This is a genomic window from Citrobacter sp. Cpa228, from assembly GCF_030333085.1.
Taxonomy (GTDB): Bacteria; Pseudomonadota; Gammaproteobacteria; order Enterobacterales; family Enterobacteriaceae; genus Citrobacter; species Citrobacter pasteurii.
Genome location: NZ_JAOWGQ010000043.1, coordinates 343,165 through 362,774, shown reverse-complemented (window position 1 = coordinate 362,774; position 19,610 = coordinate 343,165). Strand labels below are relative to the sequence as shown.

General features: G+C 51.4%; 18 protein-coding genes. 12 read left to right on the top strand and 6 right to left on the bottom strand.

Annotation, left to right across the window (positions count from 1 at the left end):
• Window positions 1–64: 64 nt before the first annotated feature.
• A complete protein-coding gene (gene fsa / locus OGX91_RS11005; RefSeq protein ID WP_286626238.1) occupies window positions 65–727 on the bottom strand; it encodes a fructose-6-phosphate aldolase in 663 nt (220 codons plus the stop codon).
• A 132-nt stretch (window positions 728–859) separates the two neighbouring features.
• Between fsa and OGX91_RS11000 the strand changes: the two genes are divergently transcribed.
• The 4 genes from OGX91_RS11000 (at window position 860) to OGX91_RS10985 (ending at window position 6,594) form a co-directional block, all read left to right on the top strand.
• Entirely contained in the window at window positions 860–1,759 is a 900-nt protein-coding gene (locus OGX91_RS11000) for a glycyl-radical enzyme activating protein (RefSeq protein WP_149692127.1), read from the top strand.
• A gap of 5 nt (window positions 1,760–1,764) precedes the next feature.
• Window positions 1,765–4,197: a glycyl radical protein gene (locus OGX91_RS10995; protein ID WP_286626235.1), complete on the top strand. Its 2,433-nt coding sequence runs from the start codon at window positions 1,765–1,767 to the stop codon at window positions 4,195–4,197.
• 165 nt (window positions 4,198–4,362) lie between these two features.
• Entirely contained in the window at window positions 4,363–5,178 is an 816-nt protein-coding gene (locus tag OGX91_RS10990; protein WP_286626234.1) for a Cof-type HAD-IIB family hydrolase, read from the top strand.
• Between the two features lie 153 nt (window positions 5,179–5,331).
• The gene (locus tag OGX91_RS10985) at window positions 5,332–6,594 is read left to right on the top strand and encodes a DUF1479 domain-containing protein (protein ID WP_286626233.1); all 1,263 of its coding nucleotides are present in this window, start codon (window positions 5,332–5,334) and stop codon (window positions 6,592–6,594) included.
• Window positions 6,595–6,663: 69 nt separating this feature from the next.
• Here OGX91_RS10985 and OGX91_RS10980 read toward each other — a convergent pair whose 3' ends face one another.
• Window positions 6,664–7,518 carry a hypothetical protein gene (locus tag OGX91_RS10980; protein ID WP_223236841.1) on the bottom strand — a complete coding sequence of 285 codons (855 nt, stop codon included), beginning with the start codon at window positions 7,516–7,518 and terminating at the stop codon, window positions 6,664–6,666.
• A gap of 100 nt (window positions 7,519–7,618) precedes the next feature.
• Window positions 7,619–9,211, bottom strand: coding sequence for an ABC-F family ATPase (locus tag OGX91_RS10975; RefSeq protein ID WP_005123661.1), 1,593 nt, complete (start codon window positions 9,209–9,211; stop codon window positions 7,619–7,621).
• 233 nt (window positions 9,212–9,444) lie between these two features.
• Between OGX91_RS10975 and ldtB the strand changes: the two genes are divergently transcribed.
• Window positions 9,445–10,365 (top strand): L,D-transpeptidase, encoded by a 921-nt coding sequence (gene ldtB / locus OGX91_RS10970; RefSeq protein WP_003035268.1) that lies wholly within the window; start codon window positions 9,445–9,447, stop codon window positions 10,363–10,365.
• Between the two features lie 94 nt (window positions 10,366–10,459).
• Here the strand turns inward: ldtB and OGX91_RS10965 are convergent, their stop codons facing one another.
• The gene (locus tag OGX91_RS10965) at window positions 10,460–11,569 is read right to left on the bottom strand and encodes an anion transporter (protein ID WP_155020851.1); all 1,110 of its coding nucleotides are present in this window, start codon (window positions 11,567–11,569) and stop codon (window positions 10,460–10,462) included.
• On the bottom strand, window positions 11,566–12,039 hold the full coding sequence (gene mntR / locus OGX91_RS10960; RefSeq protein WP_003035264.1) for a manganese-binding transcriptional regulator MntR: 474 nt from the start codon (window positions 12,037–12,039) through the stop codon (window positions 11,566–11,568). The genes OGX91_RS10965 and mntR overlap by 4 nt, the downstream gene beginning before the upstream one ends.
• Window positions 12,040–12,225: 186 nt before the next feature.
• On the opposite strand from mntR, the gene mntS reads away from it, so the two are divergent.
• Window positions 12,226–12,354, top strand: coding sequence for a manganase accumulation protein MntS (mntS, locus tag OGX91_RS10955; protein ID WP_005123669.1), 129 nt, complete (start codon window positions 12,226–12,228; stop codon window positions 12,352–12,354).
• Between the two features lie 276 nt (window positions 12,355–12,630).
• Window positions 12,631–14,217, top strand: coding sequence for a phosphoethanolamine transferase (locus OGX91_RS10950; protein WP_040230439.1), 1,587 nt, complete (start codon window positions 12,631–12,633; stop codon window positions 14,215–14,217).
• 64 nt (window positions 14,218–14,281) lie between these two features.
• Here the strand turns inward: OGX91_RS10950 and ompX are convergent, their stop codons facing one another.
• Window positions 14,282–14,797 carry an outer membrane protein OmpX gene (ompX, locus tag OGX91_RS10945; protein ID WP_005123672.1) on the bottom strand — a complete coding sequence of 172 codons (516 nt, stop codon included), beginning with the start codon at window positions 14,795–14,797 and terminating at the stop codon, window positions 14,282–14,284.
• Between the two features lie 411 nt (window positions 14,798–15,208).
• On the opposite strand from ompX, the gene rhtA reads away from it, so the two are divergent.
• The 5 genes from rhtA (at window position 15,209) to glnQ (ending at window position 19,530) form a co-directional block, all read left to right on the top strand.
• Window positions 15,209–16,096: a threonine/homoserine exporter RhtA gene (gene rhtA / locus OGX91_RS10940; protein WP_005123676.1), complete on the top strand. Its 888-nt coding sequence runs from the start codon at window positions 15,209–15,211 to the stop codon at window positions 16,094–16,096.
• Between the two features lie 303 nt (window positions 16,097–16,399).
• Window positions 16,400–16,903 carry a DNA starvation/stationary phase protection protein Dps gene (dps, locus tag OGX91_RS10935; protein WP_005123679.1) on the top strand — a complete coding sequence of 168 codons (504 nt, stop codon included), beginning with the start codon at window positions 16,400–16,402 and terminating at the stop codon, window positions 16,901–16,903.
• A gap of 364 nt (window positions 16,904–17,267) precedes the next feature.
• Window positions 17,268–18,014 (top strand): glutamine ABC transporter substrate-binding protein GlnH, encoded by a 747-nt coding sequence (glnH, locus tag OGX91_RS10930; protein WP_005123681.1) that lies wholly within the window; start codon window positions 17,268–17,270, stop codon window positions 18,012–18,014.
• Between the two features lie 137 nt (window positions 18,015–18,151).
• Window positions 18,152–18,811: a glutamine ABC transporter permease GlnP gene (glnP, locus tag OGX91_RS10925; RefSeq protein WP_005123684.1), complete on the top strand. Its 660-nt coding sequence runs from the start codon at window positions 18,152–18,154 to the stop codon at window positions 18,809–18,811.
• Complete coding sequence (gene glnQ, locus OGX91_RS10920) at window positions 18,808–19,530, top strand: glutamine ABC transporter ATP-binding protein GlnQ (RefSeq protein WP_005123686.1); 723 nt, start codon at window positions 18,808–18,810, stop codon at window positions 19,528–19,530. Before glnP ends, glnQ begins: the two co-directional genes overlap by 4 nt.
• Window positions 19,531–19,610: the final 80 nt, after the last annotated feature.

The following is a 19,610-nucleotide window of genomic DNA, read 5'->3' as shown; positions in this document are numbered from 1 at the left end:
CTTACCCGACCTACAACGGCTCGAACGTAGGCCGGGTAAGCGTTAGCGCCACCCGGCAACAACATCAGATCGACGTACGACCAAATGCGCTCTGCCAGTCGTGCTCGAACTGCGCCACGGCAGCATCAACGGCTGGAGAGCTAATCATCTGCTGAGCGACATCCAACGGCAGCGTGATGGACTCGCAACCTGCCAGCAGGCAATCCAGCGCCTGACGCGGCGTTTTGAAACTGGCGGCCAGCACTTTGGCGTGCGGGGCATGCATTTTCAATAAGGCCTGCAGATCGGTCACCGTCTGAATGCCGTTACCGCCCTGAGCATCTACGCGGTTAACGTATGGCGCTACGTATTCAGCCCCCGCCAGCGCAGCTAAAAGCCCCTGAGCAGCACCGTAAACCGCAGTCCCCAGCGTCGGGATACCCTCTTCTTTCAGCAATTTAATCGCCGCCAGACCTTCTGCCGTCACCGGCACTTTGACCACGATATCCGTGATGATTGCCCGCAGTTTACGCGCATCGCTGACCATCCCTTCGGCGGTGGTCGCCATTACCTGAGCAAACAGACGCCCTTGCCCGCCCATTGCGTCCTGCAGTTGCGGCAGTAATACGTCCAGCGTCTGCTTACCTGCCGCCACAATGCTTGGGTTAGTGGTCACCCCTGCCAACAGAAAAACACGCGCCAACGCTTTTACCGCGGCAACATCAGACGTATCTAAATAGAGTTCCATAACCTTTCCTCAAACGAATAATTAGCATGAATAAAAGGTAGCACGGCAAAACCTCGCGGTTAGTTGACACACGTCAATATAACTTTCATTCGAAAGTAATTTAATCTTTATACGAAAGAAATGAGGCCGCTTATGATTTTCAATATCCAGCGCTATTCCACTCATGATGGTCCCGGTATCCGCACCGTGGTGTTCCTTAAGGGATGTTCCCTGGGCTGTCGGTGGTGCCAGAATCCGGAGAGCCGCGCCCGGACGCAGGATCTGCTCTATGACGCACGTCTGTGCCTTGATGGTTGCGAACTGTGCGCGCAGGCTGCACCGGCAGTGGTTGAACGTGCGTTGAATGGTCTGCTTATTCACCGTGAAAAACTGACGGATGAGGCCATTACGGCGCTGACCCACTGCTGTCCGACCCAGGCACTGACCGTCTGTGGGGAGATAAAAAGCGTGGATGACATCATGGCGACCGTCCTGCGTGACAAACCGTTTTACGACCGCAGCGGAGGGGGCCTCACTCTTTCCGGCGGCGAACCGTTTATGCAGCCAGAGCTGGCGGCTGAATTGTTCCAGGCCAGCCACGAGGCGGGCATTCATACGGCAGTAGAGACCTGTCTGCATGTTCCGTGGAAGTATATTGAGCCGTCATTACCCTACGTTGATCTGTTCCTGGCCGATTTAAAACATGTCGCCGACGCGCCGTTTAAACAGTGGACCGATGGTAGCGCCTCTCGCGTGCTGGAAAACCTGAAAAAACTGGCCGCAGCCGGTAAAAAAATAATTATCCGCGTCCCGCTGATTCAGGGATTCAACGCTGACGAAGCGGCTATTCAGGCCATTACCGATTTTGCCGCCGACGAACTCCACGTCGGAGAGATCCATTTTTTGCCCTACCACACGCTGGGCATCAACAAATACCACTTACTCAATCAACCCTACAACGCCCCGGATAAACCGCTTGATGCGCCTGCGCTGCTCGAATTTGCCCAGCAGTACGCCAGCCTTAAAGGTTTAACCGCGACCCTACGAGGATAATCGCCATGACCACTCTGAAACTGGACACACTCAGCGATCGTATCAACGCGCATAAAACGGCTCTGATCCACATCGTGAAACCGCCGGTTTGTACCGAGCGCGCCCAGCACTATACCGAGATGTACCAGCAGCATCTGGATAAACCCATCCCGGTACGCCGTGCGCTGGCGCTGGCTCATCACCTGGCGGAACGTACTATCTGGATCAAACATGACGAGCTGATCATCGGTAACCAGGCAAGCGAAGTACGCGCCGCGCCAATCTTCCCGGAATACACCGTCTCCTGGATTGAAAAAGAGATCGACGATCTCGCCGACAGGCCTGGCGCAGGTTTCGCGGTTAGCGAAGAGAACAAGCACGTATTGCACGAAGTATGCCCATGGTGGCGCGGTCAGACCGTACAGGATCGCTGTTACGGTATGTTTACCGACGAACAAAAAGGCCTACTGGAAACCGGCATTATCAAAGCTGAAGGTAATATGACCTCCGGCGACGCACACCTGGCGGTGAACTTCCCGCTGTTGCTGGAAAAAGGTCTCGACGGCCTGCGCCACAAAGTCGATGAACGTCGTTCCCGCATCGATCTGACTTGTCTGGAAGACCTCCATGGCGATCAGTTCCTGAAAGCGATTGATATTGTGCTGGAGGCCGTCAGTCTGCACATTGAGCGCTTTGCCGCGCTGGCGCGTACAATGGCATCCGCAGAAACGCGCGCCAGCCGCCGTGATGAACTGCTGACCATGGCGGAAAACTGCGATGTGATTGCCCATGAGCCGCCAAAAACCTTCTGGCAGGCGTTGCAGCTGTGCTATTTCATTCAGTTGATCCTGCAAATTGAATCGAACGGTCACTCAGTATCGTTTGGCCGTATGGATCAGTACCTCTATCCTTTCTACCGTCGTGACGTAGAACTGAACCAGAGTCTCGACCGCGAGCACGCCATTGAGCTGTTGCACAGCTGCTGGCTGAAATTGCTGGAAGTGAACAAAATTCGCTCCGGCTCCCACTCGAAAGCCTCGGCGGGCAGCCCGCTGTATCAGAACGTCACCATTGGTGGTCAGAATCTGGTCAACGGTCAGGCGATGGATGCCGTCAATCCACTTTCCTACGCCATTCTGGAGTCCTGTGGCCGACTGCGCTCTACCCAACCAAACCTCAGCGTGCGTTATCACGCGGGGATGAGTAATGACTTCCTGGATGCCTGCGTGCAGGTGATCCGCTGCGGCTTCGGGATGCCAGCCTTTAACAACGACGAAATCGTCATACCTGAATTCATTAAGCTGGGCATTGAACCGCAGGACGCCTATGACTACGCGGCTATTGGTTGCATCGAAACCGCCGTCGGCGGCAAATGGGGCTACCGCTGCACCGGCATGAGCTTTATTAACTTTGCCCGCGTGATGCTGGCGGCGCTGGAAGGCGGACGCGATGCCACCAGCGGCAAGGTATTCCTGCCGCAGGAGAAAGCGCTCTCAGCCGGCAACTTCAATAATTTCGATGAAGTGATGGACGCCTGGGATACACAGATCCGCTACTACACGCGCAAATCTATCGAAATAGAGTATGTCGTCGACACCATGCTGGAAGAAAACGTACACGATATTCTGTGCTCCGCGCTGGTAGATGACTGTATTGAACGAGCGAAAAGCATTAAACAAGGCGGTGTGAAGTATGACTGGGTATCTGGTCTGCAGGTGGGTATCGCCAACCTCGGCAACAGCCTGGCAGCAGTGAAAAAACTGGTCTTCGAGCAGGGGGTTATCGGCCAACAACAGCTGGCCGCCGCGCTGGCTGATGATTTTGATGGTCTGACCCACGAGCAGTTGCGTCAACGCCTGATCAACGGCGCGCCAAAATACGGCAACGATGACGATAGCGTTGATGCGCTGCTGGCTCGCGCTTATCAGACCTATATCAACGAGCTGAAACAGTATCACAACCCGCGTTACGGCCGTGGTCCGGTTGGCGGCAACTACTACGCCGGGACCTCGTCTATCTCCGCAAACGTACCATTCGGCGCGGCAACCATGGCAACGCCGGACGGCCGTAAAGCGCATACTCCACTGGCAGAAGGCGCCAGCCCGGCCTCCGGTACGGACCATCTCGGCCCAACGGCGGTCATTGGCTCGGTGGGTAAACTGCCTACCGGTTCGATCCTCGGCGGCGTGCTGTTAAACCAGAAGCTGAACCCGGCCACGCTGGAAAATGAGTCTGATAAACAAAAGCTGATGATTCTGCTGCGTACCTTCTTTGAAGAGCACAAAGGTTGGCATATTCAGTACAACATCGTTTCTCGTGAAACGCTGCTGGAAGCCAAAAAACACCCGGATCAGTACCGTGACCTGGTGGTGCGTGTCGCAGGTTATTCCGCCTTCTTCACCGCTCTCTCCCCAGATGCGCAAGACGATATCATCGCGCGCACTGAACATATGCTGTAACCCCCGCCCGGTGACGCTGCGCTTACCGGGCCTACATACTCTCCCTTTAGCCGGGTAAGGCGAAGCAGCTACCCGGCTTTTTACTTTCATTCGAAATTAAATTTGTGCTACAGGTCACATTGTTATTAGAATGTTTCTGGTCGCAGTTATGAGCCAGGAGCAAGTATGACCATCAAAGTTATCGTCACTGATATGGACGGAACTTTTCTCGACGACGCCAAGCAATACGATCGTGCACGCTTTATGGCGCAGTATCAGGAACTGAAAAAACGAGATATTGAATTTGTCGTGGCCAGCGGCAACCAGTATTACCAGCTAATCTCCTTTTTCCCGCAACTCAAAGATGAGATCTCTTTTGTCGCCGAGAACGGGGCGCTGGTGTTTGAACATGGCAAACAACTGTTTCACGGTGAGCTTACGCGCCACGAATCACGCATTGTCATTGGCGAATTGCTCAAAGATAAGCAGCTCAACTTTGTGGCCTGTGGACTGCAAAGCGCCTATGTCAGCGAAAATGCCCCAGAGTCCTTTGTCGCGTTGATGGCAAAACATTATCATCGCCTGAAACCCGTAAAGGATTATCAGGACATTGATGATGTGCTGTTCAAGTTCTCGCTGAATCTGCCTGATCAGCAAATCCCGCTGGTTATCGATCATCTGCATACTGCTCTCGACGGCATTATGAAGCCCGTCACCAGCGGCTTTGGATTTATCGACCTGATTATTCCCGGCTTACATAAGGCCAACGGGATCAGCCGCCTGCTAAAACGCTGGAACCTGTCGCCACAAAACGTCGTCGCCATCGGCGATAGCGGCAACGATGCGGAAATGCTGAAGATGGCGCACTACTCTTTCGCCATGGCCAATGCGGCAGAGAGTATCAAATCAATTGCCCGCTATCAGACCGAGGATAATAACCATCAGGGGGCGCTGAACGTGATTCAGGCAGTGCTGGATAACACTTCGCCATTTAACGTCTAATCCTGCCAGCCGGGGTATCCCTTACCCCGGTTTTCACTCTTTTTCCATTTTGCGCACACCAGCAGGTTTTTAAACTTGCATTAACTAATTTTTAACTTATATTGTCATTTGCAATCAAATTCAGTTTCGAATGAAAGTTAATGCGAGGTGGTTATGGCTTTTACTTTTACCAGCGACACGTTGCCCGCCGATCACAAAGCGGCAATCCGTCAGATGAAACAGCAACTGCGGGCACAGCTTGGAGATGTTCAGTTGATCTTCAATCAACTGAGCGATGCCATTGCCACCCGCGTGGCGGAAATCAACGCCCTCAAAGCGCAAGGTTCCCCGGTATGGCCTGTGTTGTCCTATGCAGATATCAAAGCGGGTCGCGTGAGCGCAGAGCAGCGTGAAGAAATTAAGCGTCGCGGATGCGCGGTCATTAAAGGGCATTTCCCCCGCGAACAGGCGCTGGCATGGGATCAGTCGATGCTCGATTACCTGGATCGCAACCATTTTGATGACGTCTACAAAGGGCCCGGCGATAACTTCTTCGGCACCCTGAGCGCATCACGGCCTGAAATTTACCCAATCTACTGGTCACAGGCGCAAATGCAGGCCCGCCAGAGTGAAGAGATGGCTAACGCGCAGTCGTTCCTCAATCGCCTGTGGACCTTTGAAAGTCAAGGTAAACAGTGGTTTAACCCGGATGTCAGCGTAATCTATCCTGACCGTATCCGCCGTCGCCCGCCGGGAACGACGTCCAAAGGTCTCGGGGCGCATACGGATTCCGGCGCGCTGGAACGCTGGCTGCTGCCTGCGTATCAGCAGGTCTTTGCTCATGTTTTCAATGGTAAGCTGGACGATTACGATCCATGGCAGGCTGCGCATCGCACCGAAGTAGAAGAGTACACGGTGGATAACACCACCAAATGTTCAGTATTCCGTACCTTCCAGGGCTGGACTGCGCTGTCCGATATGCTGCCAGGTCAGGGATTGTTGCACGTGGTTCCTATTCCTGAAGCGATGGCGTATGTGTTGTTACGCCCATTGCTTGACGATGTGCCGGAAGATGAGCTTTGCGGCGTAGCGCCCGGCAGAGTGCTGCCGATTTCCGCGCAATGGCATCCGCTGCTGATTGAAGCGCTAACCAGCATTCCACAACTGGAAGCCGGAGACTCAGTGTGGTGGCATTGTGATGTGATCCATTCCGTTGCGCCGGTTGAGAATCAACAGGGTTGGGGCAACGTGATGTATATCCCTGCCGCACCGATGTGCGAAAAGAATCTGGCCTACGCTCACAAAGTGAAAGCTGCGCTGGAAAAAGGCGCCTCGCCGGGTGATTTCCCACGAGAAGATTATGAAACTCACTGGGAAGGACGCTTCACGCTGGAGGATTTGAATATCCACGGTAAACGCGCACTGGGGATGGAATAAACTGTCCCCTTTCAGCATCTTTAAAACAGCCCGGCTTTCTTCACGACGTGATAAAAACCGGGTATTTTTTTATTCTACTGATACTGCTGCCAGTTTCCATTTATCATGTTCTTTGAGCATCGTAACGTTAATCTCGCCAGACTCTCCGTTTTTAAACTCTACGCTTCCAGATAAAGAACCAACATCATTTACTACATTGAAACTATCGAAACTGTATTCACTAATATCATCAAAATGAACAGACTCAGTTACAAGCTTAAAATCCTCGCTGTTCATTTTTCTTTGCAGAGAAGAAGAGCTTGCCTGATAAGCCTGAACATATTGTCCATTACGGAGCAAATCTATCTCTGTTCGTGCAGCATCCTTCAAATCACCCATCGTGGAAAAAAGGAAAGTGCCAAGGCCGATAAAAATAATCAGTGCGGCAATCACCGCTCCCGCAATAACAAATTTCCTTTTTTTCTTGTCTGCTAACAGACCACGAACCTGCCATCCAGCATCACGAGCCATATCAAAAACAGGGTCGGTAATTTCCGTGGATGCAAATTTATAGCCATCAATTTTACCGAAGCTACCATCTTCTTTTTTACCCCAGGAGCCCCCAGCAGAAAACTCAAGACGTTTCCCTATTTGGACAGATTTGCTCAATCTGAACCCACCCCAATCTGCATCCCATTCCACATCGGTCGTTTTTTCCCGATAGCTAATCTGCTTTTTACTTTCATTGAAAAACAGTCTTAACTCATATTGTTTTTGCAATCCGTATTGGCTGAAATAATCTACCCACTCAGCATCTTCGATATTCCAGGATGCAACAATATCATCGCCATCTTCACGTAAAACGAAAGGATGCTCGTTACTGTTGTTTAAATTTAGTAAGTTTAATTTAAGATTGGCTAAAGAAAGCGGTTCCATCTGACTCATTTCCTTTCCCTGTATTCATAGTTACGGAAAGTATCTTAGCCACAATTGTGGCTAAGATTAATAAGCAGAAAATTTTTTCAGAAAAGTGCGGGGGAGGAACTTATTCGATACCTTTACTACGCAGGTAATCTTCGTAGTTGCCGGTGAAGTCGATCACGCGTTCCGGCGTAATCTCAATCACGCGGGTCGCCAGGGAACTAACGAACTCACGGTCGTGAGAAACAAAGATCAGCGTGCCCTGATACATTTCCAGCGCCATGTTCAGCGACTCGATAGATTCCATATCCAGGTGGTTGGTCGGTTCATCCATCACCAGGATATTCGGTTTCTGCATCATCAGCTTACCGAACAGCATGCGTCCTTTTTCACCACCGGAGAGCACTTTTGCCGGTTTCTTGATATCGTCCTGGCTGAACAGCAGGCGGCCAAGGAAGCTGCGCACAACCTGCTCATCATCGCCTTCTTGTTTCCACTGGCTCATCCATTCGAAAACGGTCAGATCGTTTTCAAACTCGTATTCATGATCCTGCGCGTAGTAACCAACCTGGGCGTTTTCAGACCACTTCACGGTACCGTTGTCCGGCCGCAAATCGCCAACCAACGTTTTCAGCATGGTGGATTTACCCACGCCGTTGGCACCAATGATGGCAACCTTCTCCCCCACTTCCAGCAGCAGGTTGAAGTTTTTAAACAGCGGGCCTTCATCAAAACCTTTCGCCAGCGCTTCCACTTCCAGCGCGTTACGGAACAGTTTCTTATCCTGTTCGAAGCGGATGAACGGGTTCTGACGGCTGGACGCTTTCACTTCGTCGAGCTTGATCTTATCAATCTGGCGCGCACGAGAGGTTGCCTGACGAGATTTAGACGCGTTGGCGCTAAAGCGGCTGACGAAGGATTGCAGATCGGCAATCTGTGCTTTCTTCTTGGCGTTATCGGCCAGCAGACGTTCACGCGCCTGAGTTGCCGCCGTCATGTATTCGTCGTAGTTGCCCGGATAAACACGCAGTTCGCCGTAGTCCAGATCCGCCATGTGCGTACAGACCATGTTCAGGAAGTGACGGTCGTGCGAAATGATGATCATGGTGCTGTCACGCTCATTGAGCGTCTGCTCGAGCCAGCGGATGGTGTCGATATCCAGGTTGTTGGTTGGTTCGTCGAGCAGCAGAATGTCCGGGTTAGAGAACAGCGCCTGTGCCAGAAGCACACGCAGTTTCCAGCCGGGGGCGACTTCACTCATCGGGCCGTAATGCTGCTCTACCGGAATACCGACGCCCAGCAGCAGTTCACCCGCACGCGCTTCCGCAGAATAGCCGTCCATTTCGCCATACTGAACTTCGAGGTCAGCCACTTTATAGCCGTCTTCTTCGCTCATCTCGGCCAGCGCATAAATGCGATCGCGCTCCTGCTTCACTTCCCACAGTTCACCGTGACCCATGATGACAGTGTCAAGCACGGTGAATTCTTCAAAGGCGAATTGATCCTGACGCAACTTACCGATGCGCTCATTCGGATCGAGGGAAACGTTGCCCAGCGTCGGTTCGAGGTCGCCGCCGAGAATTTTCATAAAAGTGGATTTACCGCTACCGTTCGCGCCAATCAGGCCGTAACGGTTGCCGCCGCCAAATTTGACGGAAATATTTTCAAACAGCGGCTTACTGCCGAACTGCATGGTGACGTTGCTGGAAACTAACACTGGCGTATCCTGAAAGAGAAAGAAATATGTGACAAACCGCTTATTATGCCATAACTCTGCAATAAGATCGCGCCGTTCATGCTGCACAGATAAAGTGAAAGCAAAAGGAAAAAAATGTGATTTAGTACACATCCGAATTCCTTGTTGCTCAGAATGCACATATAATGCGTGCCCAACACTACATAAATCTCAACCCACTAGCCTGCCTGGCACTGAATCTCGCATACATGAACATGAATATGAAATTAACAACGCTTTTCGCGGCGGCACTCGCAATAGTTGGTTTTTGTAACACCGCTTCTGCCGTCACGTACCCGCTGCCTACCGATGGCAGCCGTTTGATTGGCCAAAACCAGGTCATCACGATTCCTGAAGGCAACACCCAACCGCTGGAATATTTTGCGGCAGAGTATCAGATGGGTCTGTCTAACATGCTGGAAGCTAACCCAGGCGTGGATACCTTCCTGCCGAAAGGCGGCACCGTGCTGAACATTCCTCAGCAGTTGATCCTGCCGGATACCGTGCATGAAGGTATTGTGATTAACAGCGCCGAAATGCGTCTGTACTACTACCCGAAAGGCACTAACACCGTCATTGTTCTGCCGATCGGTATCGGCCAGTTGGGCAAAGACACGCCAATCAACTGGACCACCAAAGTAGAACGTAAAAAAGCGGGCCCAACCTGGACGCCTACGGCGAAAATGCATGCGGAATACCGCGCTGCGGGTGAACCACTGCCAGCCGTTGTTCCGGCAGGTCCGGATAACCCGATGGGTCTGTACGCACTGTATATCGGTCGTCTGTACGCCATCCACGGTACCAATGCTAACTTCGGCGTCGGCTTACGCGTCAGCCACGGTTGCGTGCGTCTGCGTAACGACGACATCAAGTTCCTGTTTGAAAATGTGCCGGTCGGCACCCGCGTACAGTTTATCGATGAGCCGGTAAAAGCCACTACCGAACCAGACGGCAGCCGTTACATCGAGGTACATAACCCACTGTCTACTACTGAAGCACAGTTTGAAGGCGGGGAAATCGTACCAATTACGCTGAATAAGAGCATTACCAGCATCACCGGTCAGTCTGACGTCGATCAGGCCGTCGTTGAGCAGGCGGTACAGAACCGTTCTGGTATGCCGGTTCGTCTGAACTAATCTGCTATACATGCCCGATGGCGCTACGCTTATCGGGCCTACCAACACTGTAGGCCCGATTAGGCGCCAGCCGCCATCCGGCACACCACATCAATTACATCATCAGTAACAAACCATACCCCACCAGCGCCGCCCATATCAGCATCGGCACCGAATACCAATGGAAACGCCACCAGATCCGGCGGTCGTTTGCCATGCGTAAAGCAATAAGATTCGCCAGCGATCCCGGCAACAGCCCAAAGCCACCCACATTGACCGCCCAGGCCAGCAGCAGCGTCGGCGGGACGTAGTTCAGCAGCAAAATCGTACTGGGAACATTACTGATAAACTGCGACAGGCCAATGGCCGTCAACCACAGCCCCGGCGCTGAAAGCGTGCCAATCTGGTGGGTAATCCCCTGCAAGGCCGGGAGTTGCGTCAGTAAGTGCACATCAATAAACATCGCCATAAACACTAATAGCAACGTCCAGTCAACGCTGAGGATCACGCGGCGAGCCAGCACCATGAACCCTGCGGCGACGATCGCCAGACCCCACAGCTCTTGTTTTAACTCCAGTGCCGCCAGGAAGATGATATACAGCGCCAGACAGCTCCACACCAGACGCGGTTGCCAGTCAGGCGCGGACGTACCGGTGTGATAATGCAATGCTTTATTCGGGAAACTGAACCAGCACAGCACCACCAGCGTTAGCATCATGGCTCCCGCAAGCGGCGCCATTTGCCAGGTAAACGCGGCAAATGACAAGCCAGAACGCCCCCACATCAGAATGTTTTGCGGGTTACCTATTGGCGTCAGCAACGATCCGGCGTTAACCGCCAGCGCCTCAAAGATAATCAGGCGATTCACCGGAATAGCGCACAATTTTTTCAGGGTGATCGTCAGCGGAACAACAATAAATAGCGCCACATCATTGGTCAGAAACGTCGACAGCAGCGCCGCCGCCAGCACCATAAATATCGCCAACTGGCGTTCAGTATTGAAGCGGCGGGTCATCTTGCGCCCTAACACATCAAAATAGCCGCTGAGCTCCACGCCTTTGGTCAGTAACATCAGGCCGCTAAGCGTAATAATCGTGTGCCAGTCAATGGCCCCCGGCCACAGCCGGGGCGCAAATGGCGTGAACAGACTCAGTGCAACCCCGACGATGATTAACAGCTGGAAAAAGCGATCGCGCTGCAAAGCGCGTAGTAAAGGGAAACTCATTCAGAGCCTGTTCCTTGCTGTTGCGTAAACCGGCTAAAAGCCTCCAGCGTTTCCTTACTGACGTGATGCTCCATTCCCTCCGCGTCGCGACGGGCAATTTCCGGGCTGATACCTAACATCAACAGGAAATTTTCCACGATCTGATGACGCTCCCGACTCTCCTGAGCCAGTCGTTCACCTTCAGCGGTTAAAAACACACCCCGCCAGGGAATCATTTCAATCAACCCGACTGAAGCAAGGCGCTTAAGCATTTTGGCAACCGTCGGCTGGGAAACCCCAAGCCGCGCGGCCATATCAACCTGGCGCGCCTCCCCCACCTCAATAATGAGATCGGAAATCAGCTCTACGTAGTCATCAATCAGCTCGCGGCGATGCGCCTCCCGAACCTGACGAAATCCTTCAACGTGTTCTTCGACATTCACCAATTGCGTCACTTTTTTTGTTGTTGGCGTACCTGCGCGACGACTCATTCTGCTTCCTCGTTACTGTGACGCGTTAACGGCATCTGATTAGAGAGCGTTCATTGTAAACCAGAGTTGCGCGGGCACAAAAAATTAACGTTTTAGCAATAGCTATATAATATAGCCTGTGCTATATCTGTATATAATAAAGACATCCCTCAAGGACTGATGGGATCGTGAAGTCAGGAGGTTTATATGAATGAATTTAAGAGGTGTATACGCGTGTTTAGCCACTCTCCCTTTAAAGTACGGTTGATGCTGATCTCTATGCTGTGTGACATGATTAACAGCAAACCAGAGCAGGATAAATCCTCAGCAAAATAATGCGGCGTCGCGGTACGCCGCTTCTTTTTCCTGCCGTCACCCGAATAGGGCGATCGTTTTCGTACCAATAACCCTTCTTTTTGTCAGTTTTGCCACGTCCCTCGCAAAACAATTTCTTTGTAGTAGTTGACCTTCTCTTGTACACACTCTATCTTTTCGCAGCCCTGCATATATTGCGGCTCGCGGATGCGGACCCATTCCCTCTTCTCGCTCTCTCAGGCAGGCAATGACCCTTAGCGCCAGGGTAAGCACATGGCGTTTTTGTAACAGTGGCATATGAATTTAACCCTCAAAGATTCAATCATTGCTCGTAGCCGGGCGATTAGTCCGTGGACTGGCCTCTATTTCTTACAGTCTCTGCTGATCAACCTTGCGCTGGGCTATCCGCTTAGCCTGCTCTATAGCATTGCTTTCACCTGTATATTAATGCTGATGTGGCGCAGTGCGCCGCGCGCGCAGAAAGTGCTGATTGGCATTTGCTCGCTGATTGCGGCAATGTACTTTCCGTTCGGCCAGGCTTACGGCTCGCCAAACTTTAATACGTTGTTGGCGCTGCATTCGACCAACATGGAAGAGTCGACCGAAATCCTGACTATCTTCCCCTGGTACAATTATCTGGTTGGCGTGTTTATTTTTGCGCTCGGCGTTATCGCCGTACGGCGTAAAAAAGACGAGCAGAAACGTCGCTGGAACAAGTACGACAGCCTGTGCTTGCTGTTCAGCATCGTTGCATTCTTTGTTACTCCGGTACAAAACCTGGCATGGGGCGGCGTTTTCAAGTTAAAAGATACCGGTTACCCGGTTTTCCGCTTTGCCAAGGACGTTATCGTCAACAATAACGAAGTGCTCGACGAGCAAGAGCGCATGGCTAAGCTGTCGAGCGTGAAAGACAGCTGGACGGTAACCGCCGTGAAGCCGAAGTATCACACCTACATGGTGGTGATCGGCGAAAGCGCCCGCCGCGATGCGTTAGGGGCATTTGGCGGCCACTGGGATAACACCCCGTTTGCCAGCTCGGTTAACGGCTATATCTTCGCGGATTACATTGCCGCCAGCGGTTCTACGCAAAAATCGCTCGGCTTAACGCTAAACCGGGTCGTCGATAATAAGCCTCAGTTCCAGGATAACTTTGTCACGCTGGCCAACCGCGCAGGATTCCAGACGTGGTGGTTTTCCAATCAGGGACAGATTGGTGAATACGATACGGCAATCGCCAGCATTGCGAAGCGAGCAGATGAAGTTCAGTTCCTCAAAAACGGTGATTTCGAAGCGGACAAAAACACCCGTGACGAGGCGCTGTTGAAGATGACCGCCCAGGTACTGGCCACCGAACGCACTCAGCCGCAGCTCATCGTACTGCATTTAATGGGCTCGCATCCGCAGGCCTGCGATCGTACGCAAGGAAAATACGACACATTCGTCCAGTCGAAAGAGACCTCCTGTTATCTGTACACCATGACGCAGACGGATGACCTGCTGCGCCAGCTTTACGAACAGTTACGTAACAGCGGCAGTAGCTTCTCGATGGTCTATTTCTCCGATCATGGCCTCGCCTTTAAAGAGCGCGGAAAAGAGGTACAGTACCTGGCGCATGACGATCAGTTCCAGCAGAACTTCCAGGTGCCCTTTATGGTACTGTCCAGCGATGACAAAGCGCATCGGGTGATTAAAGCCCGCCGCTCGGCGAATGATTTCCTGAGTTTTTTCTCACAGTGGACGGGGATCAGCGCGGAGGAAATTACCAACAGCTACCGCTTTATCTCTGAGAAAAAAGCCGGACCTGTGTATATCACTAACTTTAAGCTGCAGAAGGTGGACTACAACCACCTTGGTACCGACATCTTTGAGACCAAATCTCGTTAACAGCTCAAATTGCAGGCAAAAAAAATCCGCCTCAGGAGGCGGATTTTTTATATCACCGAAGTGATTAGAAGCGGTAACCAACACCCGCGATCCAGGTACCTACATCAACGCTACGAATACGGCTCTGCTCGTAAGAGAAGTCCAGAGCAACGTTTTCGATCGGGTTGAACTGCACACCGGCACCATAAGAGAAACCGTAATCACTGGTGTCGTGTTTGTCAGCCGGAGAGGCTGCATCCTGGAATTTACCGTAGCCAACACCTACAACACCGTAGACGCTTGCCCAGTCATTCAGACGGTAAGCTGGACCTGCAGTGATGCCGTAGTATTGGGTTTTGTTGTAATCGCCAAACGAGTCGGTACGATCTTTTTCAGTGTAAGTGAAGGAACCGATCACGCCCAGCGGGCTGTTGTCCTGCTCATAACGATACTTCAGGTTGAAACCGTTCATTTTGTTCGCTGCGCCCTGAGCATCGCTCTGAGCGTAACCACCCGTAACGGTAGAAGTAGCAGCTACAGCGGTACCTGCGGAGAAAGCCAGAACAGCGGCCAGTGCTGAAAGACATGCAATTTTTTTCATAACCACCTCAAATGTGCTTCAAGTAAATCTTAAGTTTTAAATATACCAAAAACTGATGGGAAACTCTTTGCGATTCGCGATGTCTAACGGATCTTTTCATGTAACAGAACGTTTCAGAAACCCGCTATCTCTTTCAATTAACATCACTTTTCTAATGATTTATGCCATTATTACGCGCACAACACGGCACATTCATCCAGATGATTCCTAATCGCGCAGATTATTAATCCATCGTTTTCATACCATTGTACGGATCTCAGTAATTTTTTTTTCAACGAATACTCAACCAGCCGAGCGTATTTCCATTACACTCGCTGTTTTACTTTTCTATACACAAACTCACGCGCATCGCAGTAAATCTGCGGCGTCCCGCGGGGAAAGGTGTGTAACCATCATTTGACAGGAGAAAGGATGCCGGGGTCGTCACGTAAAGCGCCAGTCTGGTTGCCTATTTTGGTTTTGCTGATAGCTATGTCCTCTATTCAAAGCGGCGCATCGCTGGCGAAATCGCTGTTCCCTCTCGTCGGCGCGCCAGGCGTTACCGCCCTGCGCCTCGCGCTGGGAACGCTCATCCTTATCGCATTCTTTAAACCCTGGCGTTTACGTTTTGCCAAAGAGCAACGTCTTCCCCTGCTGTTTTACGGTTTGTCTCTGGGTGGAATGAACTACCTCTTTTACCTGTCAATTCAGACCGTCCCGCTGGGCATTGCCGTGGCGCTGGAGTTCACCGGGCCACTCGCGGTAGCGCTGTTTTCATCCCGACGTCCGGTGGATTTCATTTGGGTTGCGCTGGCCGTGCTCGGACTGTGGTTCCTGCTGCCGTTAGGTCAGGATGTTTCTCACGTTGATTTAACCGGTGCCGCGCTGGCATTGGGTGCTGGCGCCTGTTGGGCTATCTATATTCTTACCGGGCAACGCGCAGGGGAAGAGCATGGCCCGGCAACGGTCGCAGTTGGCTCATTAATCGCAGCGCTAATTTTCGTGCCGATTGGCGTCATTCAGGCAGGCGATGCGCTGTGGCACTGGTCTATTCTCCCGTTGGGCTTAGCGGTAGCAGTCCTCTCTACTGCGCTCCCCTATTCGCTGGAAATGATCGCATTAACGCGACTGCCTACACGTACCTTTGGGACACTGATGAGTATGGAGCCTGCACTGGCGGCGGTGTCTGGGATGATTTTCCTCGGGGAAACGCTGACGTTTATTCAGACGCTGGCTCTGGGCGCGATTATTGCTGCGTCAATGGGCTCTACGCTCACCATCCGTAAAGACCCGCAAATTAAGCAAGTTGACGTGAATTAACCTGCCAATATTCTGCATGGTTTGCATAATCATGCAGAATATCTTGTTATCTATCCCCACTATTATTATCGCCCTCTACCTCCCTGTTGAAGCACGCTATTTATGCTGAGGCATAGCATTAACACAATAATAACAACACGCTGTGCTAAAATAATTTATTACATTGATTTATATCGATATTTTATACTTTCACTCGCCTCGCTATTAAAGCAATAGGCAACACCAGAAAAATAAAACTGAAATTAGCGCTATACTTATCCTCGTTGAAGATTTGGGACGTAAACATCAAGAGGATATGAGATTATGAGTACTGCAAAACTGGTAAAAACAAAAGCATCAGCCCTCCTTTATACCCGTAACGATGTAACCGACAGCGATAAAAAAGCGACCGTTGAACTGCTGAATCAGCAGGTGATCCAATTCATCGACCTGTCACTGATCACCAAACAGGCACACTGGAATATGCGCGGCGCAAACTTCATTGCCGTACATGAAATGCTGGATGGTTTCCGGACTGCACTGACCGATCACCTCGATACCATGGCTGAGCGTGCCGTACAGTTAGGCGGTGTGGCACTGGGGACAACGCAGGTTATTAACAGCAAAACGCCACTGAAAAGTTACCCGCTGGATATCCATAACGTACAGGACCACTTAAAAGAGCTGGCCGAACGTTATGCCGTGGTTGCTAACAGCGTACGTAAAGCGATAAGTGAAGCAAAAGATGAGGATACAGCAGATATCTTCACTGCGGCTTCCCGTGACCTCGACAAATTCTTGTGGTTTATCGAAGCGAACATCGAATAACAGACATATAAGAAATACCTATATTACCCTCGCATTTGCGGGGGTTTTGCACCTCTATGGTGCATAACATTGATCATTCGTCACTCCAAAGTAAATTATTTGTAATAATCACCTCACACAATCGTTAACGAAAGATTGTTTTATCAACAATTTTTACGCTAAATAGTCATACCGTTTGCACCGCGCCCGTCATGCACCAAATGAGTGCCCTGAAACGGTGCAAACAGCCCGCTTTGCCCTACTTATTGTGCAACAAAATGAGACACCCTCTTTTTAAAACAATGAGTTGCAAAATTGGCACGATTTTTTCATTAAGCCATATGTTCTCGCAGGGGATCGCCCCGTGGATATAAAAGGAAATCCTATGAAGTCTGTATTAAAAGTTTCACTGGCTGCACTTACCCTGGCTTTTGCGGTGTCCTCCCATGCCGCAGATAAGAAACTCGTTGTCGCAACCGACACCGCCTTTGTTCCCTTTGAATTCAAACAGGGCGACAAATACGTTGGTTTTGATGTGGATCTGTGGGCTGCCGTCGCCAAAGAACTAAAGCTGGATTATGAACTGAAACCTATGGATTTCAGCGGCATCATCCCGGCCCTGCAAACTAAAAACGTCGATTTGGCGCTGGCAGGTATCACTATTACCGAAGAGCGTAAAAAAGCCATCGACTTCTCTGACGGCTACTACAAAAGCGGCCTGTTAGTGATGGTCAAAGCGAACAATAACGATGTGAAAAGCGTAAAAGATCTGGACGGTAAAGTCGTCGCTGTGAAGGGCGGTACCGGCTCAGTGGATTACGCAAAAGCGAACATCAAAACCAAAGACCTGCGTCAGTTCCCGAACATTGATAACGCGTATATGGAACTGGGTACCAACCGCGCAGACGCGGTACTGCACGATACACCAAACATTCTGTATTTCATCAAGACTGCGGGCAACGGTCAGTTCAAAGCTGTAGGTGATTCCCTGGAAGCCCAGCAATACGGTATCGCCTTCCCGAAAGGCAGCGATGCACTGCGTGAGAAAGTGAACGGCGCGCTGAAAACGCTGAAAGAGAACGGTACTTACAACGAAATCTACAAAAAATGGTTCGGTACTGAACCTAAATAATAACCGGTAACGTTGCCCGGTGGCGCGATGCTTACCGGGCCTACGCCTGGATTTTTGAGACCTGTAGGCCGGATAAGCACAGCGCATCCGGCGAAATGGGCAATTGAATATTTACACCACGGTAACAGGTACGACATATGCAGTTTGACTGGAGTGCCATCTGGCCCGCCATCCCGCTTTTGATAGAAGGCGCCAAAATGACCTTGTGGATTTCAATCCTCGGTCTGGCTGGCGGTCTGATTATCGGGCTTGCAGCAGGTTTTGCGCGTACCTTCGGCGGTTGGATAGCCAACCACGTAGCGCTGGTCTTTATCGAAGTCATCCGCGGTACGCCAATTGTTGTACAGGTGATGTTTATTTACTTCGCCCTGCCAATGGCGTTTAACGATTTGCGTATTGACCCCTTCAGCGCCGCTGTTGTCACCATCATGATTAACTCCGGAGCCTATATTGCGGAAATCACCCGCGGCGCGGTGCTCTCAATCCATAAAGGATTCAGCGAGGCTGGGCTGGCGCTTGGGCTTTCACGCACGGAGACTATCCGTCACGTAATTTTACCTCTCGCGCTGCGTCGTATGCTGCCGCCGCTGGGCAACCAGTGGATCATCAGCATTAAAGATACCTCGCTGTTTATTGTCATTGGCGTCGCCGAACTGACCCGTCAGGGCCAGGAAATCATTGCCGGTAACTTCCGCGCACTGGAAATCTGGAGCGCCGTTGCGGTGTTCTATCTGATCATTACGCTGGTGCTGAGCTTCATTCTGCGTCGTCTGGAAAGAAGGATGAAAATCCTGTGATTGAATTTAAAAACGTTTCTAAGCACTTTGGTCCAACCCAGGTGCTGCACAATATTGATCTGAACATTGAGCAAGGTGAAGTGGTGGTCATTATCGGGCCATCTGGCTCCGGTAAATCTACCCTGCTGCGCTGCATTAACAAACTGGAAGAGATAACCTCTGGCGATCTGATCGTCGACGGTCTGAAAGTGAACGATCCGAAGGTAGACGAACGGTTAATCCGCCAGGAAGCCGGAATGGTGTTTCAGCAGTTCTACCTGTTCCCGCATCTGACTGCGCTGGAAAACGTCATGTTTGGCCCGCTACGCGTACGCGGGGCGAATAAAGAACAGGCGGAAAAACTGGCCAAAGAACTGCTGGCGAAAGTGGGTCTGGCCGAGCGCGCCCATCACTACCCTTCTGAGCTGTCCGGCGGTCAACAACAGCGTGTGGCTATCGCCCGTGCGCTGGCGGTGAAGCCGAAAATGATGCTGTTTGACGAGCCAACCTCTGCGCTGGATCCGGAACTGCGCCACGAAGTGCTGAAAGTTATGCAGGATCTGGCGGAAGAAGGGATGACCATGGTGATTGTGACCCACGAAATCGGTTTTGCCGAAAAAGTGGCTTCACGCCTGATTTTCATTGATAAGGGTCGTATTGCCGAGGACGGTAATCCGCAGGCCCTGATTGAAAATCCGCCCAGCCAACGCTTACAGGAATTCTTGCAGCACGTTTCCTGATAGCTCTGCCTCCCTTCTCCCGAAGGGAGGTTTTTCACCAGAATCCTCTCATTTCAATTCTCTCCCGCCCTGACATCTAT